At 72.4% G+C, this 26,512-nt stretch carries 26 protein-coding genes and 1 pseudogene; 3 read left to right on the top strand and 24 right to left on the bottom strand.

Features of this window, described 5'->3' with window-relative positions:
- Positions 1-22: 22 nt before the first annotated feature.
- The 5 genes from NMK34_RS23960 to NMK34_RS23980 are packed head-to-tail and all read right to left on the bottom strand — an operon-like array spanning position 23 to position 4,359.
- Complete coding sequence (locus tag NMK34_RS23960) at positions 23-733, bottom strand: HK97 family phage prohead protease (RefSeq protein WP_318335311.1); 711 nt, start codon at positions 731-733, stop codon at positions 23-25.
- Positions 723-2,036: a phage portal protein gene (locus tag NMK34_RS23965; RefSeq protein WP_318335312.1), complete on the bottom strand. Its 1,314-nt coding sequence runs from the start codon at positions 2,034-2,036 to the stop codon at positions 723-725. Before NMK34_RS23965 ends, NMK34_RS23960 begins: the two co-directional genes overlap by 11 nt.
- Positions 2,036-2,209 (bottom strand): hypothetical protein, encoded by a 174-nt coding sequence (locus tag NMK34_RS23970; RefSeq protein WP_318335313.1) that lies wholly within the window; start codon positions 2,207-2,209, stop codon positions 2,036-2,038. The genes NMK34_RS23965 and NMK34_RS23970 overlap by 1 nt, the downstream gene beginning before the upstream one ends.
- Positions 2,210-2,258: 49 nt before the next feature.
- Complete coding sequence (locus NMK34_RS23975) at positions 2,259-3,878, bottom strand: hypothetical protein (RefSeq protein ID WP_318335314.1); 1,620 nt, start codon at positions 3,876-3,878, stop codon at positions 2,259-2,261.
- Positions 3,814-4,359: a hypothetical protein gene (locus NMK34_RS23980; protein ID WP_318335315.1), complete on the bottom strand. Its 546-nt coding sequence runs from the start codon at positions 4,357-4,359 to the stop codon at positions 3,814-3,816. The genes NMK34_RS23975 and NMK34_RS23980 overlap by 65 nt, the downstream gene beginning before the upstream one ends.
- Positions 4,360-4,905: 546 nt before the next feature.
- On the opposite strand from NMK34_RS23980, the gene NMK34_RS23985 reads away from it, so the two are divergent.
- Both NMK34_RS23985 and NMK34_RS23990 read left to right on the top strand, forming a co-directional pair.
- Entirely contained in the window at positions 4,906-5,217 is a 312-nt protein-coding gene (locus tag NMK34_RS23985) for a hypothetical protein (RefSeq protein ID WP_318335316.1), read from the top strand.
- A gap of 170 nt (positions 5,218-5,387) precedes the next feature.
- Entirely contained in the window at positions 5,388-5,849 is a 462-nt protein-coding gene (locus tag NMK34_RS23990) for a hypothetical protein (RefSeq protein ID WP_318335317.1), read from the top strand.
- Between the two features lie 137 nt (positions 5,850-5,986).
- On the opposite strand, the gene NMK34_RS23995 is transcribed toward NMK34_RS23990, so the two are convergent.
- From NMK34_RS23995 to pepN, 18 genes and pseudogenes are all read right to left on the bottom strand, one after another.
- Positions 5,987-6,691 (bottom strand): hypothetical protein, encoded by a 705-nt coding sequence (locus NMK34_RS23995; RefSeq protein ID WP_318335318.1) that lies wholly within the window; start codon positions 6,689-6,691, stop codon positions 5,987-5,989.
- A 28-nt stretch (positions 6,692-6,719) separates the two neighbouring features.
- On the bottom strand, positions 6,720-7,748 hold the full coding sequence (locus tag NMK34_RS24000) for a tyrosine-type recombinase/integrase (RefSeq protein ID WP_318335319.1): 1,029 nt from the start codon (positions 7,746-7,748) through the stop codon (positions 6,720-6,722).
- 32 nt (positions 7,749-7,780) lie between these two features.
- The gene (locus tag NMK34_RS24005; protein ID WP_318335320.1) at positions 7,781-8,011 is read right to left on the bottom strand and encodes a hypothetical protein; all 231 of its coding nucleotides are present in this window, start codon (positions 8,009-8,011) and stop codon (positions 7,781-7,783) included.
- The gene (locus NMK34_RS24010; protein WP_318335321.1) at positions 8,008-8,193 is read right to left on the bottom strand and encodes a hypothetical protein; all 186 of its coding nucleotides are present in this window, start codon (positions 8,191-8,193) and stop codon (positions 8,008-8,010) included. The genes NMK34_RS24005 and NMK34_RS24010 overlap by 4 nt, the downstream gene beginning before the upstream one ends.
- A gap of 399 nt (positions 8,194-8,592) precedes the next feature.
- Positions 8,593-11,004 (bottom strand): bifunctional DNA primase/polymerase, encoded by a 2,412-nt coding sequence (locus NMK34_RS24015; RefSeq protein WP_318335322.1) that lies wholly within the window; start codon positions 11,002-11,004, stop codon positions 8,593-8,595.
- 8 nt (positions 11,005-11,012) lie between these two features.
- On the bottom strand, positions 11,013-12,623 hold the full coding sequence (locus tag NMK34_RS24020; RefSeq protein ID WP_318335323.1) for a DEAD/DEAH box helicase: 1,611 nt from the start codon (positions 12,621-12,623) through the stop codon (positions 11,013-11,015).
- A complete protein-coding gene (locus NMK34_RS24025) occupies positions 12,620-13,198 on the bottom strand; it encodes a hypothetical protein (RefSeq protein ID WP_318335324.1) in 579 nt (192 codons plus the stop codon). Before NMK34_RS24025 ends, NMK34_RS24020 begins: the two co-directional genes overlap by 4 nt.
- 74 nt (positions 13,199-13,272) lie before the next feature.
- Positions 13,273-13,440, bottom strand: coding sequence for a hypothetical protein (locus NMK34_RS24030; protein WP_318335325.1), 168 nt, complete (start codon positions 13,438-13,440; stop codon positions 13,273-13,275).
- On the bottom strand, positions 13,437-13,724 hold the full coding sequence (locus NMK34_RS24035; protein WP_318335326.1) for a hypothetical protein: 288 nt from the start codon (positions 13,722-13,724) through the stop codon (positions 13,437-13,439). Before NMK34_RS24035 ends, NMK34_RS24030 begins: the two co-directional genes overlap by 4 nt.
- An 852-nt stretch (positions 13,725-14,576) precedes the next feature.
- Positions 14,577-16,139 (bottom strand): recombinase family protein, encoded by a 1,563-nt coding sequence (locus tag NMK34_RS24040; RefSeq protein WP_318335327.1) that lies wholly within the window; start codon positions 16,137-16,139, stop codon positions 14,577-14,579.
- Positions 16,140-16,165: 26 nt separating this feature from the next.
- Positions 16,166-18,340 (bottom strand): annotated as a pseudogene (locus NMK34_RS24045) (ComEC/Rec2 family competence protein); the annotation flags it as partial.
- Positions 18,337-19,122 (bottom strand): helix-hairpin-helix domain-containing protein, encoded by a 786-nt coding sequence (locus tag NMK34_RS24050; RefSeq protein ID WP_412098966.1) that lies wholly within the window; start codon positions 19,120-19,122, stop codon positions 18,337-18,339. The pseudogene NMK34_RS24045 and the gene NMK34_RS24050, both read right to left, overlap by 4 nt.
- Positions 19,123-19,600: 478 nt before the next feature.
- On the bottom strand, positions 19,601-20,377 hold the full coding sequence (locus NMK34_RS24055; protein WP_318335328.1) for an SDR family NAD(P)-dependent oxidoreductase: 777 nt from the start codon (positions 20,375-20,377) through the stop codon (positions 19,601-19,603).
- 9 nt (positions 20,378-20,386) lie between these two features.
- A complete protein-coding gene (locus NMK34_RS24060; protein WP_318335329.1) occupies positions 20,387-21,241 on the bottom strand; it encodes a DegV family protein in 855 nt (284 codons plus the stop codon).
- A 48-nt stretch (positions 21,242-21,289) separates the two neighbouring features.
- The gene (locus NMK34_RS24065) at positions 21,290-21,919 is read right to left on the bottom strand and encodes a histidine phosphatase family protein (RefSeq protein WP_318335330.1); all 630 of its coding nucleotides are present in this window, start codon (positions 21,917-21,919) and stop codon (positions 21,290-21,292) included.
- A complete protein-coding gene (gene rsfS / locus NMK34_RS24070) occupies positions 21,916-22,320 on the bottom strand; it encodes a ribosome silencing factor (protein WP_013287996.1) in 405 nt (134 codons plus the stop codon). Before rsfS ends, NMK34_RS24065 begins: the two co-directional genes overlap by 4 nt.
- Positions 22,321-22,430: 110 nt before the next feature.
- Positions 22,431-23,027: a nicotinate-nucleotide adenylyltransferase gene (nadD, locus tag NMK34_RS24075; RefSeq protein WP_013475510.1), complete on the bottom strand. Its 597-nt coding sequence runs from the start codon at positions 23,025-23,027 to the stop codon at positions 22,431-22,433.
- An 82-nt stretch (positions 23,028-23,109) separates the two neighbouring features.
- Positions 23,110-25,626 (bottom strand): aminopeptidase N, encoded by a 2,517-nt coding sequence (gene pepN, locus NMK34_RS24080; protein ID WP_318335331.1) that lies wholly within the window; start codon positions 25,624-25,626, stop codon positions 23,110-23,112.
- A 66-nt stretch (positions 25,627-25,692) separates the two neighbouring features.
- Between pepN and NMK34_RS24085 the strand changes: the two genes are divergently transcribed.
- Positions 25,693-25,911: a DUF397 domain-containing protein gene (locus tag NMK34_RS24085; protein WP_013287999.1), complete on the top strand. Its 219-nt coding sequence runs from the start codon at positions 25,693-25,695 to the stop codon at positions 25,909-25,911.
- Between the two features lie 7 nt (positions 25,912-25,918).
- Here NMK34_RS24085 and NMK34_RS24090 read toward each other — a convergent pair whose 3' ends face one another.
- Positions 25,919-26,305 carry a hypothetical protein gene (locus tag NMK34_RS24090; protein WP_318335332.1) on the bottom strand — a complete coding sequence of 129 codons (387 nt, stop codon included), beginning with the start codon at positions 26,303-26,305 and terminating at the stop codon, positions 25,919-25,921.
- Positions 26,306-26,512: the final 207 nt, after the last annotated feature.

Consider the following 26,512-nt stretch of genomic DNA (forward strand, 5'->3'; position numbering starts at 1 on the left):
GTCTGTGTTTCCTCCGTGATCGTCAGTCGAGGCCGTACGCGAGCGCGTCGACCTGGAGCGACAGCAGAACGGAGGCGGGGCTCAGGGTGGGCTCGACGGGCGTCGCCGGGGCCTGCTCGGCAGGCGTGGGCTCGGTGTCGTCGGCGGCCGGGGCTGGCTTGGCCTTGGTGCTGTCGTGCTGCCCGCAGGTGGGGCAGGTGCCGGCCTTCGCCCCGATTAGATCGGTCGAGGCGTTCATGCCGAGCAGGGTGGGACCGACCTCGTACAGGTCGAGATCCCGCAGCTCGTACACGTCGCGGCCGTCACGCTCACCGAGCGCACCGTCGCGGATGTCGTAGCTGAAGCTGAACTGCTTCACCCGGCGGCCCTTCAGCAGCCGGTGGACCTTCGCCGCGCGCGGCTCGTCCAGGTCGAGCTGGCCGCGCACCCACAGGCCGCCGTTGTCGCGCAGCTTCTCCGGCAGCCGGTCGTCGCCGGCCAGGAGTTCCTCCGCTTCGAGGACGACACCGATGTGCGAGTCCGGGTCGCCGATCTGGTGCGACCAGATCACGGGGATGGGGTCGCCGGCCGCCTTCCACTCCGACAGGGAGCGGGAGAACGCGCCCGGCAGCACCACGTCACCGCCGTGGTCGACGTTGCCGAACACGGACACGATCGCCTCGAACTGGCCGGCCTCCAGACCGTCCTGCTCACCGGCCGCCTTCACGTAGGCCGGGAACGCCTTAGTCCGCATCGGGTTCCTCCCCGGTGGTGGTGTCGGTGCCGGCGGTGCCGGCCGGTAGCGCGGGCTGATCGCCCGGGTCGTCGGTTGGCTGCGGGGCCCCGATCGCCACGTTCAGCGGCACGATCAGCTCGTCCGCCCCGTCGATACGTGGCAGGTTCATCCGCGACCGCGCCTCAGCGCGGGACATGAACGGGCCGCCGACGGCGGCCTGCAACATGGCGGCTTCCTCGTCGAACGATCCCTGGAGCTTCTCGCGAATGTTGAACTCGACGTACACCTGGCCGCTGTCCGGCAGGAACGGCAGCAACTGCAAACCGATCTCCTGCTCGATCTCCGCGCACCACGGGCCCAGCGTGTCCTGGTACAGGTTCTTGTGCTGCTCGCGGATGTTGGAGAACGTCGCGTGCTCAAGGATTCCCACGAACGGCTGCGGGATGTGGTACGCGGCGGCAACCTCTTCCCGGGTCAGCTTGCGCGACTCCACGTACTGCGCCTGCTGCGGTGAGATGCCCGCCGGCATGAACTCCATGCCGTCTTCAAGGATCGGCGTCCCACCGGCCCGCGGGCCGTCGCCGGTGTACTGCGCCTGCCAGCTTTCCCGGAACCGATCGCGTGCCCGCTCCGACCACTCCGGCGCGTCCGCAGGCCGCCGCAGATACCCGGTCACCCGGGCACCGTTCGACCACATCTGCTCCCGCCAGCGGGCCGCCGCGTACTCCTCGGCGAGCACCTGACGCAGCGTCTCGATCGGCGAGCACCCGACCCTGGAATCGTCCGGGTTGTAGCCGCGGAAGTGCACGACGCTCGCCGCATCCAAGTCCAGGTAGCCGTGCGAGCCGTGCAGCCGGTACGACTCGGCGTCCGTCCAGTCCGCGCCCCGGGCCTCCACCCGCCACGGCGGCAGCCGGCGCAGACCGATCGGCGGGCCAGGCTCGCCGCTCTCAGTCGACTCGCCGCGCAGCATCACCCAATAGGCGTCATCGAAGATCGCCAGGTCCGACACCAGCGCCCGGATCAGCCGGAACGTGGTGGTCGTCGGGTTCGGCACCCGCAGCAGCGCGGCGATCGGATGGTCGGTCAGCCGCTGCCGGTCGTCGTCGTCCAACCGCCGGTAGGCGTGCAGACCGAGCTGGGCCAGGTTGCGGGCCAGGAATCCGACGACGGTCCGGACCGCCGGCTGCGTCCGGTAGATCGCCGCGTACGTCATCGACTGGTGGCCGCCGAGCTGGGAGGCGTAGGCAGGCCACATCGAAGTCTGCGCGGCCGGCGGCTCCAAAGCGCGGAGTTGGCCGGCCGACACCACGAACGCCATCAGCCCACCACCTGCATGAAGTCGATCCGGCGGCGCGGAATCAACACCACGCCGTCGATCCGCGTCGGCTCACTGGGCCCTGAGTGCAGTTGTGCGTCCGACAGACGCACCTGCCACGGCCACGACAGCCGCCGCGCACCGGTGATGCTGGTCCGCCCGTCGACCAGGTTCACGACGACGGTCCGGCGACGAACAGTCAACACACCCGCCCCCTTCACCTGGTCACACGACCATCAGCTCTGCGTTGTCGTCCTCATACGCCGACCGGCGCTTCTGCGGCTTCACCGCCAGCACCGCCCACGTCCCCAACGTCACCGCCAGCAGCGGACCCGCCGCCGGATCGGTGTAGTCCCACGCCGTGCCGCCCGCCAGGGGTCGCGTGCCGCACACCCCCAGGGCCACGTTCAGCGGCCCCTCATCGAGGTGGAACAGCCGGCCCTCATCGACGACAGCGTCCAGGAACAGCCCGTACGCCATCGCCACGTCCGCCGCCCACGGCACCACCAGGTCACCGCGGCGCGGCTTCTCCCGATCCGCCGCCGGCACGATCCCCAGATCCGCCAGCTCCGGCAGCAGCGAGCCCGTCGGGCCCTTGTCCTGCGCCACCACGAACAGCGGGTTGTGGCGCCGCTTCAGGTCCGCCAACCGGCCCGGCGCCCACCGGGTACCCGACCGGTGATCCACGATCGACGCCAGCAGCGTCCCGTCAGCCCGGGCACCCACCGCAGCGATCGTCGTGTGCGAGCGGTTCGCGTTGACCTGCACCACGAACACCACATCGCGGGGACGCACCACCGACGCCGGGTCGTCGCATCTCGGGTCACGCTGTCTGCGCCACACCTCGTCAGCGATGACACCAGACTTGCCGGTAGCCCGCCGAGGCCAGATCCCCAGACGCTCCCGGGCGTAGCCGGCCGGGTCGCCCTTCGTTGCCCGCCGCTCGCGGGCAACCGTCTCATGCGTCAGCCCCGACCCGTTCGACCGGCGGATGCCCAGCGCCGGATTCGACGCGGCAGCCAACGCCATGTCATCAAGGTCCAGGTCATCCAGATGATCCAAGTCGCCGGCCAGACCCCAGTCCCGATAGCCCAGCGACGGATCCTGCTCCCACGGGCCGTCCTCGGCCACCCGCGGCGCCGTCTGGTCACCGCGCTGCCGCAGGGCGAACATGATGTCGCCGGTGTCGCCCGTCAACGGCGGCGACGACGTGTAGATGAACTGCGGGTTGGGCCGCGAGCTGACCGTGTAGAGCAGCGCGCTGTGCTGCTCCGGGGTGTACGCGAACGCCTCGTCGATGATGTTCACATCGCCGGAGAAGCCCCGGCCGGACCCCTTGCTGCGGGCGATGAACTTGATGCGCGCGCCGGTGTCGAGCCGCTCGAACGCCTCTTCACCGTTCGTGTTGTTGACCTTGATGAGGATGCCGTCAACGTCGAACAGGTTCCCCGCCGCGTCGACCTGCGTGCCCAGCGCCCGGATGATGCCCTTGACCCGCCGGAACGCCTCCATCGCGGTCTTGTACTCGTGCGCCGACCACATGATCAGCTCTTCGCCGAGCAGCAAGAACCCCGTCAGCGCCCGCGCTTCGAGGATCGCGCCCTTCCCCTGCTGTCTACAGACCCACTCGCAGTACTCGAAACACGCCCACTTGGCGTCGTCCCGGACCGCGAGCATCAGCGTCACCGCGTCGACCTGCCACGGGTCCAGCGGCCGGCCGGCCCGAGCCATCAGCTCGGCGGCCTCCTCGCCGTAGCTGAACGCGTAGTCGGGGTGGGTCTCAACCCGCGGCTTGAGCGCGCCGAGCGGCAATCCGAGCGGCGATGTCAGCGACGCCTGCGACACCTCCGCCTCCCGTCCCGGCCGACGCCGGCTGTTTCCCGCCGACCGGCTTAGCCGGCCCGCCCGCCTGCGACGTCCGCAACTCCGCCAGCAGCGCCTTCAACGCCACCTGCTGCTGCCGCGCCTCCGACAGCACGTTGTTGACCACCACCGACACCACTGAGCCGTCATCGTTCAGCGACCGGAACCGCATCCACACGTCCTCATCGCCCCGCAGGATCCGATCCAGCACGTCCAGGCGGTCGGCGGTCCGGCACGCCTCCTCGGCGAGCACCCGCTCAGCCGGCTTCAGCGGCGGCGCCGTGCCGGTGAGTTGATCCCAGAGCAGCCGGCCACGCGGACCGAGCTGCGAACCGTCCGGTGTTACGGCGTTACCCGTAACGCGCTCCGTGACGGACGACGTAACGCCCTGAGCGCCGCCGCCCTGCTCAGCACGCCTCCGCTCGCGGTACCGGCGCTGCCGCTCAGCGTTCGAAAGCGCCACAAGCCGCCTCCAAGATCAGTCCGGGGGGAGAAAAGGGAGACGTAGCGCGGGGTCTCCCTGCCTGGGCGGCCGAGCGATTCCGACCCCCCTACCCCTGTGACCTGCGGTTTCACCACCGCAGCGCGGGCTTGAACACCTGCGAGGTGCGTCGTGCGCCGCGCTCTTGGTTGCAGCGTCGGCCGCAGCGAGGGCAGGGGTTGTCCAGTCCGCGCTTGGGGTCGCCTGCTCCGTGGGCTGGGCGCATGGTGTGCGGGTCGATGGGCTGGCCGGGGTCCACGCTGATGGGTGTGAGGTGGTCTGCCTGCCGTGCCCCGCGGTGGCCGCAGATGTGGCAGCGGTCGCCGTAGAGGGCGAACATCTGCTGCCTGGCGATGCGGTAGGCGTGGCCTACTCGGTGTCTGCTGCGGGGCATGGTTGTGCTCCTGGTGGACACTGAGCGCTCGCGCGACGCAACACGCTGGACCGGGGAATGCGCCGCAGCGGCAGCTAGGTTGACCGGTAGCAATGGGCCAGCAGTGGGCTGGCCACTGTCGAGAGGGCCATTGCATGCGCGCGACGATTTACCAGGGCGGGATCCGCATCGACCTAATCCGCTCCGAGACTCAGATCGGGGAGCTGATCCAGATGGTGACCGGGTGCGGTCTTCTGGACGTCCGCATCAGCCCGGACGGGGAGGGCCCGAGCGTGGCCGTGGACATCCGGTTGCCGGAGGGCCAGTTCGCCAGCGACGCGCTGGCTGCTCTGCTGTCTGTGGTGGCGGCGGTCAATGGCCGGACCGTGAAGGACGAGTTGGACCAGTGGACCCAGCAGTCGCAGCGATCGGTGTCCTCGGTGGAGCGGTACCTCGCCGAGCGCTGACGGGCGTGGTGCGGGCCGGCTTCCCGCCGCGATGGCTTGTCCGCTTTCCCCGCGCCCAGATGTCCCGACCCGAGACGCACCCCGGGGGTGTCGGCGTGTGGGCGGTGAACGCACCCGCTCGGCCTTGAGTATGGTCGCCTGCGGTACCCAATCCCACGCTCTGGAGCGACATGACCACCACACCTCTGAAGTCTTGGCAGTGCGACCGGTGCCCCGATCTCATCACCGACCCCGACATGTCGCTCGTGATGTGGCGCCGCGAAGACGGCAAGTTCACGGACTTCTTGATCGTGCACAAGTCCACCGACGGCCGGAGTTGCGATCCGGGCAGCCGAGCCGGATACCAAGAGAGTGTTGAGCTGAGCAACTTCCTCGGGGACACGGGGGTCGCGCTGATGCTCAGCTGGCTGAGCATGGGTCCGGTGCGGGGCGTGCCCGACACCAACCGGGTCGGCGACCTCGACAAGTTCGTTGATCTGTTCCGCCGGCTGCAGGTGCCGTGGTACGAGGAGGCACGTCCTCGCTTCCAAGATGAGGAGACCCAGCACTGGCTCGGGGACACGAACGAGTACTACCCGTACCTCCCTGACACCCTTAAGCGGACCGCTGAGGGGCGTCTTGGCGGCAGGTAGACGAGCGGGGCCGCCGGACCCTGGTTAGAGACGTCTACAGCCCGGAAGCGTCAAGGGCGCTCAACCGGGCTGTAGACGTACTCGTCCACAGCGATCATGCGTTAACTTCGGACATTCTGCAAGCTGCGACGCGCCGTCTACCCGATCGGCCGATCCGTCAGCCATCCGCCGTACCCCTGCCGTCCGGAGCGGATCCGGTTCGGGCGATGCGCTGCGGGTTCGGCGACGGCCTGGATGTACGCGGCGAGCGCGACGTACGAGCCGTCGCTGTCGTCCCAGCGGGCCTGGCAGGCGGTGCAGTACGCCAGGCGGCGCTCGGTGTGGATCCGCAGGCTGGTGGTGCGCCCGCAGTCCTGGACGGGGCACGCGATGCTCGGCGCCCACATCGGTGTCGACCAGCCGGTCATGACGGCCGCGATGTGCCGCCAGCGGCGCATCTGGCCGAGCAGCTCGGCGGCGGTGTCGTCGTCCAGCGTGGAGGCGTGGTTGGCGAGCGCGCGCACGTTCGCGGTGACGGTGTCGGCCTGCGGGAGTTCCAGGTCGATGACCCAGGCGAACACCTCGACGCAGATCGTGGTGTGGGTGCTGAGCGCTTCCCACTGGCCGGGTGGCCGGCTGCCGGGGGTTGGCCGGCCGCCGCCGCTGTCGCCGGGCTGGCCGGTGCTGCTCTCGGCGGCGTCGGCGAGCTGGTCGAGCAGGCCGGGCTGGGTGGTGACCCACACCGAGCGCATCGTCTTGTTGCGGTGCCGGTCGCGGGAGTGGACGGGTTCGATGTGCTGGCGCGCGTCGGCCAGTTCTTCGGCGAGCTGGGCGATGTCGAACGCCTGGCTGGTGGTGGTCATCGTCTACTCCCTGGTTCGTGTTGTGCGCTTACAGGCCGATGCCGGCGAGCGGGTTCTTCCGCCACCGGTCGACTTCCTCGATGTAGCCGAGCAGCGTGGCGCTGCCGTCTTTCCATCCGCCGTGGCGGGCGATGCGCAGCACGTCGGCGTCGGGGGCGGCGTACGCGGCGGTGGCGAATCCGCGGCGCAGGCTGTGCCCGGAGAAGGCGTCGGCGGCGTCGAGGCCGGCGGCGGTGGCGGCGTGGCGGACTACTCTGGCGACGGTCGCGTCGGCAATGCGCCCGTCGTCGCCGCCTCGGCCGTCGGGCGACCGGCCGAGCACCCCGTGCTTGTCGATGCGGACGAACAGGGGGCCGGTGGTGCGTCCGCCGGCGGCGAGGGTGGTCGTCCAGTCGCGGAGGGCGCGTACGGGGCAGGTGGGCACGTTGGAGCCGTAGGGCAGGGCGACGGGGCGGCCGTGGGCGTCCTGGTCGGTCTTGGACTTGCGGATGAGCACCTGGACGCCTTCCTCGTGGGGGGTGATGTCCTCGATGTTGAGGGCGGCGAGTTCGGAGCGGCGGGCGCCGAGGGCGAAGCCGACGACGAGGATCGCGCGGTTCCGGATGCCGCCGAGGGTGTCGGGGTTGAGGGTGGCGACCATGGCGCGCAGGGCGGTGACGCTGACGGCGGGGGCCTTGCGGGTTTTGCCGCCGCGCTCGGCGTATTCCTGCCGGTAACCGCGGAGCACCTTGTCGAGCAGGGTTCTTACCGGCTTGGGTTGGCCGGCGAGTTCGTGTGCCTTGCCGATGGCGGCCATGGCGCGGTCGATGGTGGACGGGGCGCGGCGGAGGTCGGCCAGGTGTGAGGCGTAGTCCGCGATGGTGCGCTCGGAGGCGGGGACGGCGGTGCGTTGCTGCGTGGTGCACCACTCGACGTACCGGCGGAGGTCGCCCTGGTAGGCGCGGCGGGTGGAGTCGGGGACGGACTTCTCGATGCGGCGCCACGCGTTGTCGGAGAGGTAGTCGTCGCGGGTGGCGACCGCGCCGGCTGTGGGGTGTGTGGGGGTCAGATCGGTCATGGGTCGGATCACCTCCTGGTTGATCTCGTGTGTCACGAACGGGAAGGAGGGTTATCGTTCGTGAGCGTTGAATCGGGACGTGAGCCTTGGCCCGGCTTGCTGTCCCGCCGGATCCGGTCGAGGTCGCGCCTCAGCGCGGTGATCTCGGTGAAGAGCAGGCTCAGCTTCTCGACCTGATCGGGGTCTACCTTGGGTCGCCGGTCCAGCCAGGCGAAGAAGCAGACGGTGGCGAGCAGCGCGACGAGAGCCAGGACGGACGTCATCGGGCGCTCCGGGTGGCGGACTTGATCAGGGCCAAGGCGCGGGCGAGGTGCTTGGTGCAGAGCAGGACGTCCCCGGTGGGGTCGACCGCTTCGGCGGTGCACAGCTCGTCGTTGCGGCGCATGTAGCGGCACCGGACGGTGCGGCCGACGGCGCCGGCGGGGCTGGGGGTCGGGGTGGGCATCAGGGCCTCCGAGTTAGTTCGCAGGTTCTTTCGCAGTTAGTTCGCAGTGGCCGGTGTGGCCTGGATGTGGGCTCTGGGCTGGGCTTTCGTAGATCAGCCGGGGGGTTAGTTCGCAAGTTCGCTTTTTTCGCAGGGCTCGGGTTGGGGGCGTTGGTAGCCAGGAGGGAGGAGGGGTGTCTATAAGGGCTCTGAACAGGAGGTATATAACGTCATCTATATAATCTTCCTACGTTATAGAGCCCTCTCCCCCTCCCCTCTCTCCCGTCCTTCCTTCGCCTGTCCCTAGCGAACTAAGCGAATTAAGCGAACTAACCCCACCTGGAGGGCTGTTTTCGCAGGTCAACCGCCATGCCCTCACCTCCTCGCCGGTTGCGAACTAACTGCGAAAGAACCTGCGAACTAACTCCCGGCCAGCCGGACGTACCGGGTCGCCGGGCGCCCGCCGTTGGGTCCGGGCACCTTCTTGACCCCGTAGCCGCCGCGCGCCAGCAGCTTCTCCAGCAGCAGGTCGAGCTCGGCCTTGGTCTTGTGCCGCGCGAAGAGGTCGACGGAGATGTCGGTGCGGCTGCGCCCGGCGGACTCGTTGACGTACTCCATCAGTCGGCCCAGGTCCCGGTCGCCGGCCTCGGATCCGAACACGTACCGGGTGGAGTCCTCTACGTAGTCCCAGGCGGCCAGGGCGGCGCGCACGTGCACCTCGTCGACCTTCAGGCACCCGTCGAGCAGCGCGTAGATGACGGACAGGCGGGCGCTGTTGGCGTGCCACCGGGCGAGCAGCGACTTGACCGGCGACTCGGACTGCTTGCGCCGCTCCTCGAACCGCCGGTGGTACTCGGCGGTCCACAGGTCGCGGGCGGCGGGGGTGCGGGTCAACTCGGCCTGGTCGCGGCAGGCCTTGAACAGCCCGGTGGCGACCTGGTTCAGGCGGTCGCCGAAGGCATGGAGGGCGTCCGGGTCGGGTGCTGAGCCTTCCGGCAGCACCTTGCTCATCCGGGACGCCACGATCATGAACCGGTTCGCGAGCCCGTTGGCGACGTCGGTGGCGGTGAGCTTGGCGACCAGTTCGGCGGGGGTGACCTGCGGGGTGATGACGATGTGCGTGTTGGTGGCCTTCAGCGGCGACCCGGACGTCATGGACTGGAGGACGCCAGCGTCGTACGCCTCTCGTAGAGTGCCGGAGAGGCTGTTGCCTTCGCGGCGGGACTTCTCCAGCACGCTGGCGAACTCGGGCGCGTCGACCCAGAGCCGCTTGTCGTGGACGCCTTCGTCGAAGCCGGGCGCGCTGGGGTCGTCGCCGTTGGCGTCCCGGACGGCGCGGATGAGGCCTTCGCCGGTGGACAGGCCGGTGGCGGTGTTCATCAGCATGAAGTGGCTGTCGAACTCCCGCCAGAACGACTTGACCACCGCGATCGCGGTGCCCTTGGCGCCGGTGGCGGTCTCGCCGGTGATGACGGGCCACACCTTGGGGGCGTGGCGGGTGTTGCCGCCGGCGATCCAGTAGCCGTACCCGAACCGGCAGCCGACGGTGGCGAGGAACGCGTGCAGCACCGCGGCGGGGTCGGCTTCGGTGTGCGGGTCGTAGAGCCGGACGAAGTCGCCGGCGAGCCCGAGCATGGCGTCCTGGCCGAGGGTGGGCCAGGGCGGTCCGCCTGGCCCGGCCGGCTCGGTCGGCCCGGCGGCCGGTTCGGCCACATCGGGCTCCGGCTCGGCGACCACCGCCGCCGGGGCCGGCACCGACGTGGGCGCCGGGCGGGTGCGGTCGCCGTATCCGGCGCGCCGCAGGTCGGAGGCAGCGGACCGATCGTCGCCGCCGTGGTTGAGGATGGCGAACGCCCGGAACTTGGTGATGCTGACCTCGGTCGGGAACTCGGTGCTGGTCGACCAGACGTACAGGCCGTCGTGGGTGCCGCCGGTGCGCGCGGACCAGCCGATGCGCTTGCCGGGGCGCCGCCAGAAGTCCATGTCGCCCTGGCGGTGCACGAGCTGCCAGCCGTGGGGGGTGAGGATGTCGTCCCATGGCGTCTGCCGGGCCCAGGCGTCGCCCGGGCGCTCGCCGTCGCTGTCGTCGCGCGGCCGTGGGTCGCGTGACTGGATGGGCTCCGGCTCGGGCATCTCGTCGAGGGCGGCGTGGATGGCGGCGAACAGGGCGACCCGCTGCTCCCAGGTGATGGTGGGGACCAGGCCGGGGGTGGAGTCGCCGGAGAACGACCAGGGCTTGCCGGTTTCGTGGGTGGTGCCGTGGCTGGGGGCGACCACGACGAAGCCGCCCTCGCCGCGCGTCTCGGCCAGCACCCGGGTGAACACCTTGTTCGGCTTGCGCCGTAGGACGTTGCGTTCCTGATCGGTGAGTTCGTCGGGTCGCGCGGGCCGCTCGGCCACCTTCTTGTTGCCGGGCACGGGATGGTCGGTGATGCGGTAGAGGATGTGCAGGCCGCCGCTGGGGCTCCACTCGGCGTATCCGCTCCGGGTGAGGTGTCGCCACACCTCGATGACCCCTGCGGCCTTGAGGGCGGGGACCAGGCGGTCGCGGGCGCCGTCGGCGATGGCGCGCCCCTCCAGCTCGAACATCTCCAGGCCGCCTGAGATCGAGCCGGTGACGACGCCGAGGCCGGTGCGGCCGGTGCCGTCGAACCATGCGCGCATCTGCTGGGTGCTGGGCTGCTCGTGCTGGTATCGGGTCCAGCTGGGGACGTCGGGCCGCTTGGTGCCGTCGGCCTTGGCGGGCAGGACGCAGAAGCCGGCGGTGTGCCAGCGGCGGGCTGCCTCCGTGATGTCGGCGGCGGTCGCCAGATCGGTGCTTGGCTCGCTCATGGTCGCGGTCACGCGGCCACCCCGTTCCTGGTGATGCGGGCCAGCGCCCGGCGGGCGTGGTGCGCGGCGATGAGGTCGGACGCTTCGCCGGAGGTGGCGGCGGGACCGAGGCGCAGGGAGTCGAGCAGGCGGCGCTGCGCGGCGCTGACCGGCCGGGCCCGCCACGGCGCGTCGGCGCGGGCGAGCTTGGCGCGGGTGCCTCGGGCGAACTCCTCGGCGACGCCCTGCGCGTACTCCAGCGTCAGCTTGTCGCCGAGGATGGCCGGGGCTCCGGCGCGGGGCACGTTGATGGCGCGCCACCGGTCGGGTTCCCCGGCGGGCCGGACGATGAGCGCCGCGTCGCCGCAGGACAGGACGAACGAGTCGTCGACGGGAACCCAGGACAGGCCGGATCGGCCGAACATGGCGACGGCCTTTCCGCGGACGGCGCTGCCGACGAGCTGGCGGCGTTCGGCGTCTTCGGCGTCGAGCCGGACGGCCGCCTCGGCGAGGGACTCCCCCGGCTTCGGTTCGACCTTCGGCCCGTCCTGCTTGCCGGCGAGGGTGGCGATGGTGGCCAGCCCGGATCCGGGCGGTCCGGCGAGGGTGAGCGCGAGGCAGTCCTTCTTGCCCGGGTAGAGCCGGAGCCCGCGGCCGACCATCTGGATGAACAGGGTGGCGCTGGTGGTGGGCCGGGCGACGAGGACGCACCCGACGCGGGGCTCGTCGAACCCTTCGGTCAACACCTGCGCGTTGGTGACGACCTGCGTCTCCCCGGTGTGGAGCCGGCCGAGGATCGCGGCGCGTTCGTCGCGGGGGGTGAGCCCGGACAGGTGCTCGGCGGTGATGCCGCGCTGGTTGAGGTGCCCGGCGAGGCTTTCGGCGGTGGCGATGGTGGGGGTGAACGCCACCCCGGACCGGTCGGCGGCGTACTTCTGGTACGCGATGGCGGAGGCCTCGATGGCGTGGCTGTCCTCCATGGCCTGGCCGAGGCTGCCGTCGGTGAAGTCGCCGCGGCTCGTGGACACGGTGCCGTAGTCCAGGTCGGTGGTGACCTCCATGCCGCGCACGTCGACGAGGTGCCCGTCGACGATCATCTGGAGGATGCCGCGCTGGTAGACGATCTCCTGCCACGCGGATCCGAGGGCGACGCCGTCGGCGCGGCCGGCGGTGGCGGTGACTCCGACGGTGAGCGGGCCGTCGGGGTCGAACGATCCGAGGGTCCGAAGGGCGTCGAGGTAGGTGCGGGCGGCGGCGTGGTGCGCCTCGTCCACGATGATCGTGGCGATGGTGCCGACGAGCGGCGCGATCCGGTGTTCCCGGGACAGCGTCTGGATGGACGCGACGATCACCTGGGCGTCTTCGTGCTCGTTGCGGTTGGCCTGGACGACGCCGACGCGGAGGTCGGGGGCGACGAGCTGGATCTTCTCGACGGCCTGCCGGATCAGTTCGTCGCGGTGCGCGATGACGAGCGCCCGTCCGGCCTGGGCGCGGCGGCGGATGAGGTGGGAGAACACGACGGTCTTTCCGGCGCCGGTGGGCAGGACGATGAGCTGTCGGCGGATGCCGCGGGCCCAGTGGTCGCGGACGGCCTCGACGGCTTCGCGCTGGTAGGGGCGCAGGGTCAGCGGGGCGGTCACCGGTTGGCCCCGGTCTCGTGGTCGACCGGCTCGGGGTTGCCGGTGGGGACGTAGATGGCTTCGCCGGTGTCGCGCACCTGGCCGTCTTCGGCCTCGCAGCCGGCGACGGTGTGGTCGCCGTAGTCCTGGAGGTACTCGCCCTCGTCGAGCCACCCCTGCTCGTACGGCTGGCCGTAGTTGGCGGCGGACGCGCACAGGTAGATGGACTGGAGCGAGCGGAGGATGTCGGCCGGCAGGGTGTGGCGGTGCGCGTAGAGCACCTCGACGGCGTCGTGGACGGTGACGCCGGGCGTGCCGTGGGCGAGCCACCGGAGGTTCCGGGTGGCGTCGTCGGCGGTGGCGCCCCAGGCGTACTGCCGGTCGGGGCGGTAGGGCAGCGCCTGGGGTCCGTCGGGGGTGGAGAGGACGGGGGCGGAGCCGGTCCAGCCCTCGCCGGGGTCGCTCCACCCGATCACCTGCTGGGTGTCGACGGTGGTGCTGTCCGGGTTGGTGAAGGCGATGTACTGGGCCCCGGGGTCGTCGTTGGGCTTGGTGACGGCGTGGGGGTTGGTGGTCTGACGGTGCTCGGCTAGCATGGATTCACCCGCTTGGATAAATCACCCCGGTCTGGCGCCCACCGCCACCGGGGTGATGGCGTTCTTGGGCTGGCTCAGGCGGCCTGGCGCACGGTGGTGCGCGGCGCGGCCTTGCCGGTGGTGATGGCCCGCTTCGGGGCGGCCAGGATGCGGACGACAGCGGCGCGCTGCTCGTCGGTGGTCCTGGGCAGGGTGTTGAGCGTCTTGGCGACCCAAGCGTCGATGCGCTCGTCCCGGGTCACGCGGCACCCGTTTCGGCGTACGCCTTGAGGACCGCGGCTGCGGCGATCTCGGCGGCGGCGAGGGCTTCGCGCTGGATGCGGTTGCGCCGCCTGGCGGCGTGGCTGGCCCGGGCCAGGTCGGCGTACCAGGCGCTGACGCGGGCGGCGACCCGGCGGTTGAGTTCGGCCGGGTCGGTGGCGGCGAGAACGCCGTCGGGGTCGACCTCGCGGGTGAGCTTCGCGCGCTGCGCGTCGCGGGCGCGCCGTAGCGCGTCGACCCGCCTCTCCTTGCTGTGAGCAGCCATTACGGCCCCCTTCGATGGGGCCTTGGCGGCAGCGTGTGACATCTCGCGACCCCGAGGGGGTAGTTCTTGATGCCACTCCTGCAACCCGTTACGGTTGCAGTTGGCCGTCGGTGCTGGAACACCGGCAGCCCGATTGCCGCCAAGGCGGTGATTGAATCCGGTGATGGGGTCGGGCTTCGCGCTCGGCCCCATCGCTTTTTGCGCCGTCTGGAAACGGATGGTGCTACGTACGGGACTCGTGTGAGTCCGTCCGGTTGCGTGTCACGCTACCCGCTTGAGGGTGTGTGGTCCAGCCGCCACCCGTGACAGAGCGTATTTCTCGAACGAACACTCCCCCGTTGCTCCCCGTTGTTCCCGGTTGCGATTCCACTGGAGTCCACTGGCGTCCACTGGCGCCATCGAGCAACGCCGAAGTATCGAACGCTGTGCGGTGTTGCACGCGTGCAACAAGGGGAAACCGTGCGCCGGGGAACGCCTGGGGTGGTCGCAGTCGTTGGCAGTCACTGGCAGTCCGGAGCAGTCCGGAGCAGTCCGGAGCACCACTGAGGCCCACTGAGCCGCACTGAGCCGCACTGAGCAACATATACGGAGAGTTACAAGAATTCGTGATCAACCCAACGGGGTAGGTCCGCCGCTGTATCAGCATTGAATTGGCCACTGTCGCTATTTCCTGCTTCCGCCCTTCGCGATGTCTCACCCCTGATACGCGGGGCCTTTTCGGAACCGCCGACAGTTCGGTGACGGTGTGTAGATCAACCCTGCGCATGACCACAGTCATGGGGTCTTGACCTGCGAGAACCCCCGGCTTCCCCGGGTCGCCACTCAGCCGACCCCGCCCGCCCGCGCCGGCCCTCATGCGCCGTGCTCCTGTGCACGCGCCCGCCCTGCCGGGACCACCTCAACCCGACCCGGGTCGAACCGGGCCAGCCCTCTGACGGCAGGATGGATAATGATCTGGCTCACGAACAGGCGCAGGAGACGCTGCTTCTGATCCAGGTCGAGATCGGGCCACCTGCTCGCCAGCTCAGGCAGGTCATCCTGGCCCGCCTTCGGCACGCTGGCGAGCCGGCCGAACTCGGCGCGGGCGCCGCGCAGACGCTGCCGGATCTCCCGGATCGACCCGACAACCTCCGGCAGGTCGTCCTCGTCTCCGTCGTCTAGCGCGCTCTTCAACACCACCAGGCGCCGCTCGTCGGCCTCGATCTGCTCCACCAACCCTGCGGTCGCGGTGGTGGCGTCGGCTTCCCGGGCGGCGAGTTCCCGGAGGGTCTTCGGGTCGGACATCTTCGCGACCATCAGCCGGCCGATCAGCTCCTCGAGGTCGGCCAGGCCGATGACCCTGCCGTTGCAGCCGCCGATGTCAGCGAGGCACTTGTACTTCAGCTTCCCGTGCTGCGGGGCGACGCGCATCTTCACGCCCTTGCCCACGCAGTTGGAGCAGTAGACGAACCCCGACAGGTAGTGGATCCGCACCCGGGATCCCGGTGGGCGCTGGTTCTCGCCGAGCATCACCCGGAGCTGCTCGTGCTGCTCGACGGTGATGATGGGATCCCAGACGGCCTTGGCGACCACCTGCCTGCGGTGCTCGCGCAGCCCGGCGATCCGGCCCGAGGTGAGCATCGTGCGGAGTCCTTGCTGGGACCACTGGCGGCCGGTGCTGGTGGTGATTCCTTCACGGTTGAGCCACCGAACCAGGGTCCGGAGGGTGTCGCCGGCGAGCGCCCGGCGGGCCAACTCGCGGATGATCGCAGCCTCGGAGGGGTTGATCTCGTCGCGCAGGATCTTCCGCCGCGGGCCGTCGCTGTCGTAGATGCGGTTGTAGCCGTACGGCCTGGGTCCGCCGCCGTAGATGCTGCCCGCTTCGGCCAGCTCTTCCACCTTGCGGCGGATCCGCTCGCTCTTGTGCTCGGACTCGTGTCGGGCGACAGCGCAGTGCACGCGGGCGGTCATCCGGCCGGAGGCGGTGGACAGGTCGATGACGCCGGCCTTGACCGTCTGGACTGGGGCGCCGGTCGCCTCGATCAGGTCGATGAAGTCTTCGAGCTCGCGCGGCGTCCGGTGGAGGCGGTCGGTGTGCCAGGCGATGACGCCGCGCCGGCCGGGTCGCTCCTGGAGCAGGGCGCACAGCTGCTCGTAGTCGGGGCGCGGCTTGTACCGGCCTGACTTGTCGTACGCGGTCAGATCATTGTCGGTGAGGACGCAGAGGATCCGGCCGCCGAGGCCGGCTCGCTTGTGGAGCGCCCGCCCGTCGTCTTCCTGGCGCTTGACGCCGAGCCCGGCGCCTTCGCGGTCGTCGCTGATGCGGACGTAGATGATCCACTCGAAGTCGTCGAGGGGGGTGGTCGACCTCGGTCTTGCCCGTGGTCGGCCTGGGGGTCCAGATTGGGGTGTGGGGGCATGTGCAATCGGCGTCACGCCATGTATGCTAGCGGAAGAACCGGATGGGCGACCTTCAGCACGTCGGCCCGGATCGCGGCGGCCGGTGTGGTCTCCAGCATCGCCCGCTGCTCCTCCGTCTCGGCGTCACCGGTGAGCAGGATCCGTACCCCGCCCACGGTGGCGGCCAGCACCAGCGAGTTGTTGTTCGGGTCCGACCGGCTGCCCCGCAGCGGGTACGGCGGCCCCACCGCGACCAGGTCCACCGCGCCCGCCGACCACCGCCAGCCCGCCTGCACCGGGGCCAGCGGCGCACCGGCCCCGCGGGCCGCCTCGCGTACCCGGGCGGCACCGAAGGGTGGCTCGGACCAGGACGGGCCCACCACCGCGCCCACCCGCCGGCCCCGGAACACCCCGGCCACGCCGCCGACGTGGTCGACGTGGAAGTGGCTGACCACCAGCAACGGCACCTCGCGTACGCGAAGACGGCGCAGGCAGGCGTCCACGCCGGACGGCTCCGGGCCGGCGTCGACCACCACGGCCCGGCCCGCGGCGACCGGCAGCACCACCGCGTCCCCCTGCCCCACCGCGCACGCCACCACCACCCAGCCGCGCGGCGGCCAGCCCGAGGCGAGCAGCCGGATCGGCACCGCGCCCAGCACCACCGCCACCACGACGACAGCGATCAGCCGCCGCGCCCGGCGTCGCCGGCAGGCGAGCAGCAGCGCCACGCTCACCGCCGCCAGCAGCAGGGCCCCCGCCACCCCGCCCGCCCACGGCAGGTTCCCGGCCGGCAGGTCCGCCCCGTACGCGGCCACCGCCACCAGCCAGCGCGCCGGCCAGCTCGCCAGCCAGGCCAGGAACTCCGCACCGCCCGGCCACAGCGGCGACAGCACCGCCGCCAGCACGCCGAGCACGGTGGCCGGCGCGACGGCCGGCACCGCGAGCAGGTTCGCCGGAACCGCCACCAGGCTCACCGTCGCGGACAGACCGGCGATCACCGGGCCGCAGGCCAGTTGCGCGGCGGCCGGCACCGCGAGCGCCTCCGCGAACCCGGCCGGTACGCCCCGGCGCCGCAACGCGTCCCGCCATCCCGGCGCGAGCAGCAGCAGTCCCCCGGTGGCACAGACCGACAACGCGAAACCCGGATCGCCCGCGAGGTCCGGGTCGTACAGGACCAGCCCGGTGACAGCGGCGGCGAGCGCCGGCAGCGCCGACCGGGACCGCCCGGCGGCGAGCGCGGCGAGCCCGATCGCGCCCATCGCGGCGGCACGCACCACGCTCGGCGAGGGCCGCACCAGGATGACGAACCCGACGAGCGCGAGGACGCAGAGCACGGCGGCGGTACGCGGACCGGCGCGCGCCCAGCGGGCCAGCAGCAGCACCGCTCCGACGACGATCGCCACGTTGGAGCCGGACACCGCGTTGAGATGCGTCATCCCGGTGGCCCGGAAGTCCTCCTCCACCTCCGGCAACAGCCGGCTGGTGTCGCCCACCACCAGACCCGGCAGCAGACCGCCCGGCGCGTCGGGCAGCGGCTCGCAGGCCCGTTGCAGCCCGGCCCGAAGCACGCCTGCCGCCCGTTGCGGCCACGACGCGTCGCCGCGCGGCGTGGGCGGGTCGGCGGTGGAGAGCACGGCGGCGGTCAGGTCACCGCCGCGCGGGGCGGCCAGCCTCCCCCGGCTGGTGACCCGCTGCCCGGGAAGCAGTGGACGCCAGGCCGGGTCGGTGGCGAGCACCAGGGCGCGTACCGGGCCGGTGACGCGGGCGCCGCCGGGTCCGGTGAGCCGGACCAGATCCACGCGGACCAGCAGCATCGGTTGCCGGCCGGGCGCGCCGCGTACCGGGCGAGGATCGTCGCGCAGCACCAACTCGGCGGTGACCAGGGCACTGTCGGCGACGAGCGCGCGGATCGGGGCGGCGTCGCGGACCGCGACCCGCGCGCCGGTGGCCGCCGCCCCGCAGAGGACGCCGAGCAGTACGGCGACCGCGATCCAGCCGTAGCGGCGGGCCGTCACGCCCGGCCGGCCGAGCACGCCGCCCAGGTGCAGGCCGGTGAGCAGGGCGAGCGCGGCGGCGACGGCGGCCATCCACACGCTCGACCGGACACTCAGGTGCAGCCCGGCCAACGCGGCGAGCCACGCCGCCACCGCCAGCCCGGCCAGCCGCAGGTCGGGCACATCGCGGCCGGCCGCGTCACCGTCGAGAGCCGCGGGGCGTGGCCCGCGTCGGGCGGTCACACCGTCACCAGTTCCTTGAGCTGCTCGTACCGGGCGTCGCCGATGCCGTCGACCTGCCGCAGGTCGGACACGGACCGGAACCCGCCGTTGCGGTCCCGGTGGTCGAGGATCCGCTGGGCGAGCACCGGGCCGACGCCCGGCAGCGCGTCGAGCTGGGCCAGCGTGGCGGTGTTCAGGTTGACCGGGCCCGCCGGTGCCGCCGAGCCGCCCGGTGCACCACCACCGGCCGCCGGACCGGGCGCGGCCTGCCCGGGTGGGGCGGTGACGCCGACCAGGATCAGCTCCCCGTCGGTGACCTTGCGGGCCGGGTTGAGCAGCGCCACGTCGACGCCCGGCAGTGCGCCGCCCGCCGCCTCGATCGCGTCGGCCACCCGCGCGCCAGCCGGCAGGCGGACCAGGCCGGGACGCCGGACCTTGCCGGCGAGCGCGACGACCACCTGACCGGGTGAGCCCGCCGGCACGGGCGCCCCGGGAGCCGCTTCGGTCGCCGTGCTCACCGGCGCCTCGGAGGACGCCGCGACCGGCTGGACGGGCTCGGCGCTGGGACGCGCGCGCCACGCCCAGACGGCGGCCACCACGACCACCACTGCGGCCACCGCCGCGAGCGCGCGGACGCCCCGGCGGCCGGGATCGAACGCCCCGGGACCGGGCAGCCGGGGCGCCAGGCCACGCTCGGCTGCCGGGGCCTCGCGGAGCCCGTCGGCGTCCGGCCCGGCCGAGGCCGGCTCCGCGCGGAACTGATGCTCCCGGCCGCCGTAGCGCTCCGGGAAACCGGGGCGCAGCCCGGAACCCGGCGCGATCTCGTCCGGCGCACGGCCGAGCCGCCCTCGCGCACCCGGCCCAGTCCCTCCACGGGCGTCCCCGAGGCCCGCACCGGACCCGCCGTGGACCGGCCCGGCATCGTCATCCCCACGCTCGGGGTCCGGCCCGGGCAGGGAAAGTCCGGACCGCCGGGAGGACCGCGCCGCCCGGCCGCCCTGCTCGACGAGATCCGGGCCGGGCTGGGCCTCTCCGGCGCGATGGCCGGACTCGCCCACGCGGTCGGCGCGGATCGGCGGGTCGGCGGCGGCATCCGTGAACCCGAACAGCCGGGCGAGCCGCCGCCGTACCGTCGTCTCCTCGTCGTCTGGCACGGCTCGGGACGCTACGGCGACGGCTCGTCAACAGTCGGCCGGTGAACTCTCACCTGTGGACAGCGGGCGCACTGTGGACAGGATCCCGATCAAGCCGTGACTGTGCTAGGCGGCCGGGAGGCGAAGCTCAGCGTGCCTCCGGGTCCAGCCCGAGCGCGGCCCGTCCACCGTCGACCGGCACCGTCGCGCCGTTGACGAACGAGGCGCGGTCGGAGAGCAGGAACGCGACCACCTCGGCGACCTCGTCGGTACGCCCGATCCGGCCGAGCGGGTGCAGCCGGGCCATCTCCGAGTCGACGCGCTCCACCCCGGCCGGGTCGAGTCCGGCCAGGTAGGCGGCGTGCCGTTCGGTGTGGATCGAGCCGAGCGCGACCGCGTTGGCGCGGATCCCGCGCGGACCGTAGTCGACGGCGAGCGCCCGGGTCAGCCCCTCCAGCGCGGCCTTGGCGGTGGCGTACGGCAGGGCGCCCTGCACGGCCCGGCGGGCCTGGTGGGAGGAGACGTTGACGATCGCGCCGCCGGTGCCTGCGGCCAGGAACCGGCGTACGGCGGTGCCGGCCCCGGCCACCGCGGGGCGCAGGTTGAGCGCGATCAGGTCGACGACCTCGCTTGCGGGCGCGCGGTGCAGGTCGGCGTCGCGGAAGACGGCGGCGTTGTTCACCCAGCCGGCCAGCGGCGCGTGCGCCTCGGCACGGTCGGCGGCCCGCCCGGTGACCGCCTCGTCGCCGGCGTCGCCGGTCACGGCGTGCAGCCGGTCGGTGAGCGGATGGCGGGCCAGCCAGTCCAGCGCGCTGGTGTCCCGCTCGACCACGACCACCGTGCCGCCGTCTGCGGCCAGCCGTTCGACGATCGCCCGTCCGACGCCGCGCCCGCCGCCGGTGACGACGTACGACAGTGGGCTCATCCGGCCACCCTAGGGCGTGCGGCGGTGCACCACCACGCATGCCAACCCGGGTCCGGCGTGGGCGGCGACGACGGCTCCGGCCTCGGTGACGTACGTGTCGTGCAGGCGGTCGCCCAGCCGTTCGGTCAGCGCCGCCAGCAACTGCTCGGCCCGTTGCGGCGCGGCGAGGTGGTGCACGGCGAGGTCCACCTGGGCGTCGCCGGCTGCCTCGACGGCGAGGTCGACAAGGCGTGCCACGCCCCGGCCGGCGGTACGGACCTTGTCCTTGACCACGATCGCGCCGTCCGGCATGTGCATGATCGGCTTGACCGAGAGTGCGGTACCGAGCAGTGCCTCGGCCGCGTTGATCCGGCCGCCCCGGCGCAGGAACTCCAGCGTGTCGACGTAGAAGTAGATGGTGGTCCGGGCGACCGCGTCGAGCGCCGCGTCGCGTACCCCGGTCAGGTCGTCGCCCCGCGCCGCGGCCGCGGCGGCGGCGAGCGCCGGGAAGCCGAGGCCCATGCCTGTGGATCGGCTGTCCACGACGGTGACCCGGTCGTCGCCGACCTCGGCGGCGGCGAGCCGGGCGGCCTCGACGGTGCCGGACAGCTCGGCGGACAGGTGCACCGACACCACGCCGTCGGCGCCCTCGGCGAGCAGCGTGCGGTAGACCTGCGCGAACTGTTCGGGCGCGGGCCGGGACGTGCTCACCGAGACCCGCCGGCCGCTCAGCGCGCGGGTGGCGTCGGCCGGGGAGGTCTCGACGCCCTCCAGCCCTTCCGCGCCGTTGAGGACGACTGTGAGCGGGACGACTGTGAGTCCGCGTGCGCGGACCAGGTCGGGGGGCAGGTAGGCGGTGGAGTCGGTGACGACCGCGACGGGCATGACCGGCACGCTAGCCGATGGCGCTGTAACGTGCCGGGGCCGGAGGTGTCAGACGGCGTCGGTGAGCGCCGGCTGGGTGATCAGGCCGACGTTGTACGCGCGCAGGTGCCAGCCCCGCACGTCGTCGTGGCGCAGTTCGGTCCAGTGGCAGTTCGCCAGGGCGCCGAGGCTGCGCAGCACCGTGTGGTCCCAGCCGAGCAGGTGCCCGACGCCCTGCCGGGCGCCGCCGCCGTGGGTGGTCACCACGACGGTGCCGTCGACGGCGAGGTCGGCCGCGTCCTGGAACCCGGCGCCGAGCCGGGCGCCCAGGTCACCGAGGGGCTCGATGCCGGCGCCGGGGTCCGGGTCGCCGGCCCGCCAGCGGGCGTACTCGTCGGGGAACCGCTCGGCCGCCTCGGTCAGGGTGAGGCCCTGCCACTGGCCGAAGTGCCGTTCGCGCAGCCGGGCGTCGGAGCGGACCGGCAGCCCGGTCAGCGCCGCGAGAGCGGCGGCGGTGTCGGCGGCCCGGCGCAGGTCGCTGGCGACGATCGCGTCCGGGCGCAGCGCGGCCAGCACCGGCGCGGCGGCGCGCGCCTGCTCCCGGCCGAGGTCGTTGAGCGGCACGTCGGTCTGGCCCTGGACGCGGCTTCCGGCGTTCCAGTCGGTGTTGCCGTGCCGCCAGACGATCAGGCGGGTCATTCGGCGGTGGCGGTGCCGGCGGCCGAGTCGGCCAGGTCGCGATCGGTGAACGGGATCTGCGGGCAGTCCTTCCAGAGCCGGTCGAGGGCGTAGAACTCGCGCTCCTCGGTGTGCTGGACGTGGACCACGATGTCGACGTAGTCGAGCAGCACCCAGCGGCCACCCCGCTCGCCCTCGCGGCGCACCGGCTTGGCCTTCTCCGGCAGCTCCAGCAGGCGCTCCTCGATGGCGTCGACGATGGCGAGCACCTGACGCTCGTTCGGAGCGGCGGCCAGCAGGAACGCGTCGGTGATCGCGAGCTGGTCGCCCACGTCGATGATGACGATGTCCTGTGCCTTCTTGTCGGCCGCGGCCTGGGCGGCGGCCATCGCCAGCTCGTGCGCGCGTTCGGAAACTGTCACCGTTCTCCTTCGATCAACCGTGCGACTCTCCAAGCGTCTCACACCCGGCGGTGTGGCGACTTGTCAGTTCTGGTCGATTTCAGGCATGAACCGGGACACACGGGGGCGAATCATCGCTGGTAAAGACGCCGTTTCGCGATGTACTGCACCACACCGTCGGGCACCAGGTACCACACCGGCTCGCCCCGGGCTACCCGCGCGCGGCAGTCGGTCGAGGAGATCGCCATCGCGGGCACCTGCACGAGGCTCACCGAGTCGGCCGGCAGGTGCTTGTCGGTGAGTTCGAAACCGGGGCGGGTCACGCCGATGAAGTGGGCCAGTTCGAGCGCCTCGTCCAGGTCCTTCCAGGAGAGGATGCGCTCCAGGGCGTCCGCGCCGGTGATGAAGAACAGCTGGGCCTTCGGGCCGTACTCGGCGTGCAGGTCGCGCAGCGTGTCGACGGTGTAGGTGGGACCGCCCCGGTCGATGTCGACCCGGCTCACCTGGAAACGCGGGTTGGAGGCGGTGGCGATCACCGTCATGAGGTAGCGGTCCTCGGCGGGGGTGACCGCTTCCTCCGCCTTCTGCCACGGTTGCCCGGTCGGCACGAAGACGACCTCGTCCAGGCCGAACCGGTCGGCCACCTCACTCGCCGCCACCAGGTGCCCGTGGTGGATCGGGTCGAACGTGCCACCCATGATGCCGACCCGCCGGATGTCTTCCTCCACCCCGCGATCGTAGGCCGCGCGGCGGGCGGGCCCGGGCGGGGTCGGCCACGCCGGGCGGGTGGCCCCGCCCGGCGTGCCCCGATCAGGCCGACGCGGCGGCCACCGCCGTCCGGGCCACCAGCGCCCGGCGCATGTCGTCGTCCAGGTCGGTCACCCATCGCCGCAGGCCGGGCGTGAGGTCGTCGCGGGCCAGCAGCGCCGCGGCCATCTCCCGGGTGGATTGCGACACGGCGTAGCGGGGGTACGCGGCCACTGTGACCGCGTCGGCCACCCACGCGGTACGCAGCCGCGCCGCCGCCGGCATGTCGGTGAAGTAGCGCTCCACGTACCCGGCGGTCAGCTCGGCCTGCTCGGGCTGCCAGAAGCCCTCGGCGGTCGCCTCGACCAGCCGGTTCGACAACTCGGTGCTGCGCGTGACGATCTCCCAGGCGGCCCGCTTCGCGTCGGCGTCGGGCAGCGCGGCCCGGCACGCGGCTGCCTGCTCGGCGCCGGTGGCGCTGCGGTCGCCGTCGGCCTCGGCGTCGATCTCCGGCGCACCGGCCGCGCCGAGCACCACGAGCCGGCGAAGCACCGCCCAGCGCAGGTCGGCGTCGACCGCCAGGCCCGGCGGCACGTCCTTGCCGGCGAGCCAGCCGGTCAGCACGGCGGTGTCGGTGGTGGCACCGATCAGGCCCCGCGCCGCCGCCAGTTGCAGGGAGCCGCCCGCGGGTGCCGAATCGAGCAACGCCCCGCAGGCGGTCGCCACCCGCAGCAGCGCCGCGTCCCGGGCGAGCGGGTCGAGGTAGCGGTCGATCAGCCGGCGGCTGAGCAGCAGCACGTCCTCGACGATCGTCACCTCGGTCTCGGCGGGCAGCGCCGCCGCGATCAGCCCGGCGAGCACGCCGGCCGGCCGCTCCCCGTCGGTGACCGCGTCCAGCGTCTCAGCCCAGAGCAGCGCCCGGGCCAGCGAGTCGTCGAGCCCCGGCAGCAGCAGCGGCACCGCGTCCGCCGAGGCCGGGTCGAGGCGGATCTTGGCGAACGTCAGGTCACCGGCGTTCGGCAGCACGAGCCCGGTGGCGGGCCGTCCGACCAGCTCGGGCAGCGGCGTCCGGCCGCCGTCGGCGTCGGGGTCGAGGTCGACCTCGACCCGGTACGCCGGGCCGTCCGCGCTGTGGTGGGCCACCCCGATGCGGTGCGGCCGCAGCACCGGGTGGCTCCCCGGGGCGGTCTGCACGATCGCCACGTCGGACCACCGCCCGTCGGCGTCCACGGCGGTGTCGACCCGCAGCGTGTTCACCTGCGCGCGGCGCAGCCAGCGTTCCGCCCAGCCGTCCAGGTCGCGGCCGCTCGCCGTACCCAGGGCGGCCAGCAGGTCGGCGAGCGTCGCGTTGCCGAAGCGGTGCGCGGCGAAGTGCGCGTTCAGCCCGGCCAGGAACGCCTCGTCACCGAGCCAGGCGACGAGCTGGCGCAGCACGCTGGCGCCCTTGGCGTACGAGATGCCGTCGAAGTTCAGCAGCGCCTGGGCGGCGTCTGCGACCTCCTCCGGCGCCACCGGGTGGGTGGAGGGACGCTGGTCGGCGGTGTAGCCCCACGCCTTGCGGCGGCTGGCGAACGTGGTCCACGCCCGGTCGAACCGGGTCGCCTCGGCGGTGACCCGGGTGCCGAGGTATTCGGCGAAGGACTCGTTGAGCCAGAGGTCATCCCACCAGCTCATGGTGACCAGGTCGCCGAACCACATGTGCGCCATCTCGTGCGCGATGGTGGTGGCGCGCAACTCCCGCTGGGTGTCCGTGACAGCGGAGCGGAAGACGTAGTCGTCGCGGATCGTGACCAGCCCGGGGTTCTCCATCGCGCCGGCGTTGAACTCGGGCACGAACGCCTGGTCGTACTTGCCGAACGGGTAGCGCTCGGCGAACAGCTCGTGGAAACGGTCGAAGCACTGCCGGGTGACGGTGAAGATCTCCTCGGCGTCGGCGTCCAGGTGGGCGGCGAGCGAACGCCGGCAGTAGAGGCCGAGCGGGATGCCGTCGTGCTCGGCGTGCAGCACGTGCCAGGGCCCGGCGATCAGCGAGACGAAGTAGGTCGCGAGCGGCTCGGTGGTGGCGAACTCCCAGCGCCCGGGCGCGGGCCGGTCGGCGAGCGGCCCGTTGGCGGCGACAGTCCACTCCGGCGGCGCGGTGACGGTCAGCGTCACCGGCGCCTTCAGGTCGGGCTGGTCGAACGCGGCGAAGAGGCGCGGCCCGTCGTCCAGGAAGGACATCGCGTAGAGGTAGGTCTCGCCGTCGGCCGGGTCGACGAAACGGTGCAGCCCCTCGCCGGTGTTGGAGTAGGCCATCTCGGCCTCGACGGTGAGCGTGTTGTCCTCGGCCAGGCCGGTCAGCGGCAGCCGGTCGCCGGCGAGCAGGGCCGGGTCGAGGTCGTTGCCGTTGAGGCGGGCGGCGAGGAGTCGGCGCGGCTTGACGTCGACGAAGGTCTCGGCGCCGGGGGTGGCCCGGAACCGGATGGTGACGGCGGAGCGGAACCGCTCGGCGTCGCCGGTCAGGTCGAGGTCCACATCGTAGGACTCGACGCTGATCGACGCGCGGCGCGCGGTCGCCTCTGCACGGGTGAGGCTCGGCATCCGCTTATCCTGCCCGATGAGGTCCGCTCGGGCCGTCTCGTTACGCATGGCGATGGAGGAGCAGCGATGGGTCAGCACCCCAAGGGCGATTTCGACCTCTCCCGGGCGGTTTGGCAGCGGGCTGAGGGCGACACCTCCGAGGGAGCGGTCGAAGTGGCCTTCGTCGACGACCTGATCGGTATGCGCAACTCCGCCGAGCCGGACGGGCCGGTGCTGGTCTTCACCCAGGCCGAGTGGGACGCGTTCGTCGCGGGCGCCCAGGACGGCGAGTTCGACCTGGACTGAGCGCACCTCAGTCACCGTCGCCCCAGCCGAGCCCGCCCGGGCCGGGCGCATGGTGGAAGCCGGGGTGACCGGCCACGTCGGCGCAGCGCTCGCCGTCTGGCCCGGCGGCGTCGCAGAACAGCCGCTCGGCGCGGTGCCAGGCGTCCGCCGGGGACAGCGCCGCCGCGCCGAGCGCCAGCTCCGGGCGGAGCAGGCCGAGTGCTTCGGCGTACGCCACGGCGTGCTCCCGCGCGACGGCCGGATCGGCGGCGGCGAAGCCCAGGTGCACGGTGAAGTGGCGCGGCGGGCGGGCGGCGGCGCGCCGGGGCGTGCCGATCAGCGGCCCGTCGCGGCCGTCGCCGCGCAGCCGGGCCGGTGCCTCGCGGTGCCGTCGTGCCGCCCTGTCGTCACGCATCGGTGCCCTCCCCCGTCGTCGATGACGCCCGCCGGGCGTCGCGCCGGCGGGCTGCGGGCCGGTCGCCGCCGGTCCGCGAACCCGAGCCAACCAGCTTCTCCGCGCCCGGGGAGGGGCCAGCGCCCGCCCGCGTGGCCGGCCCCTCCCCCACGGGGCCGGAGCTGCTGGAATGGAGGGTTCGGCCGCGCCGGCCCGGGTAGGTAGGCA

Source organism: Micromonospora sp. BRA006-A, from assembly GCF_033433935.1.
GTDB classification, from domain to species: domain Bacteria; phylum Actinomycetota; class Actinomycetes; order Mycobacteriales; family Micromonosporaceae; genus Micromonospora; species Micromonospora aurantiaca.

Excerpts from the sequence above, each read along its gene's own strand:
- NMK34_RS23990 (WP_318335317.1), top strand. The coding sequence starts at position 5,388 with ATGACCACCACACCTCTGAAGTCTTGGCAGTGCGACCGGTGCCCCGAT.
- NMK34_RS23965 (WP_318335312.1), bottom strand. The coding sequence starts at position 2,036 with ATGGCGTTCGTGGTGTCGGCCGGCCAACTCCGCGCTTTGGAGCCGCCG.
- NMK34_RS24025 (WP_318335324.1), bottom strand. The coding sequence starts at position 13,198 with ATGCTAGCCGAGCACCGTCAGACCACCAACCCCCACGCCGTCACCAAG.
- NMK34_RS23995 (WP_318335318.1), bottom strand. The coding sequence starts at position 6,691 with ATGACCACCACCAGCCAGGCGTTCGACATCGCCCAGCTCGCCGAAGAA.
- NMK34_RS24060 (WP_318335329.1), bottom strand. The coding sequence starts at position 21,241 with ATGCCCGTCGCGGTCGTCACCGACTCCACCGCCTACCTGCCCCCCGAC.
- NMK34_RS24065 (WP_318335330.1), bottom strand. The coding sequence starts at position 21,919 with ATGACCCGCCTGATCGTCTGGCGGCACGGCAACACCGACTGGAACGCC.
- NMK34_RS24010 (WP_318335321.1), bottom strand. The coding sequence starts at position 8,193 with ATGCCCACCCCGACCCCCAGCCCCGCCGGCGCCGTCGGCCGCACCGTC.
- NMK34_RS24090 (WP_318335332.1), bottom strand. The coding sequence starts at position 26,305 with ATGCGTGACGACAGGGCGGCACGACGGCACCGCGAGGCACCGGCCCGG.
- NMK34_RS24005 (WP_318335320.1), bottom strand. The coding sequence starts at position 8,011 with ATGACGTCCGTCCTGGCTCTCGTCGCGCTGCTCGCCACCGTCTGCTTC.
- pepN (WP_318335331.1), bottom strand. The coding sequence starts at position 25,626 with ATGCCGAGCCTCACCCGTGCAGAGGCGACCGCGCGCCGCGCGTCGATC.
- NMK34_RS24055 (WP_318335328.1), bottom strand. The coding sequence starts at position 20,377 with ATGAGCCCACTGTCGTACGTCGTCACCGGCGGCGGGCGCGGCGTCGGA.
- NMK34_RS23960 (WP_318335311.1), bottom strand. The coding sequence starts at position 733 with ATGCGGACTAAGGCGTTCCCGGCCTACGTGAAGGCGGCCGGTGAGCAG.
- NMK34_RS24015 (WP_318335322.1), bottom strand. The coding sequence starts at position 11,004 with ATGAGCGAGCCAAGCACCGATCTGGCGACCGCCGCCGACATCACGGAG.
- NMK34_RS24085 (WP_013287999.1), top strand. The coding sequence starts at position 25,693 with ATGGGTCAGCACCCCAAGGGCGATTTCGACCTCTCCCGGGCGGTTTGG.
- NMK34_RS23985 (WP_318335316.1), top strand. The coding sequence starts at position 4,906 with ATGCGCGCGACGATTTACCAGGGCGGGATCCGCATCGACCTAATCCGC.
- NMK34_RS24035 (WP_318335326.1), bottom strand. The coding sequence starts at position 13,724 with ATGGCTGCTCACAGCAAGGAGAGGCGGGTCGACGCGCTACGGCGCGCC.
- NMK34_RS24000 (WP_318335319.1), bottom strand. The coding sequence starts at position 7,748 with ATGACCGATCTGACCCCCACACACCCCACAGCCGGCGCGGTCGCCACC.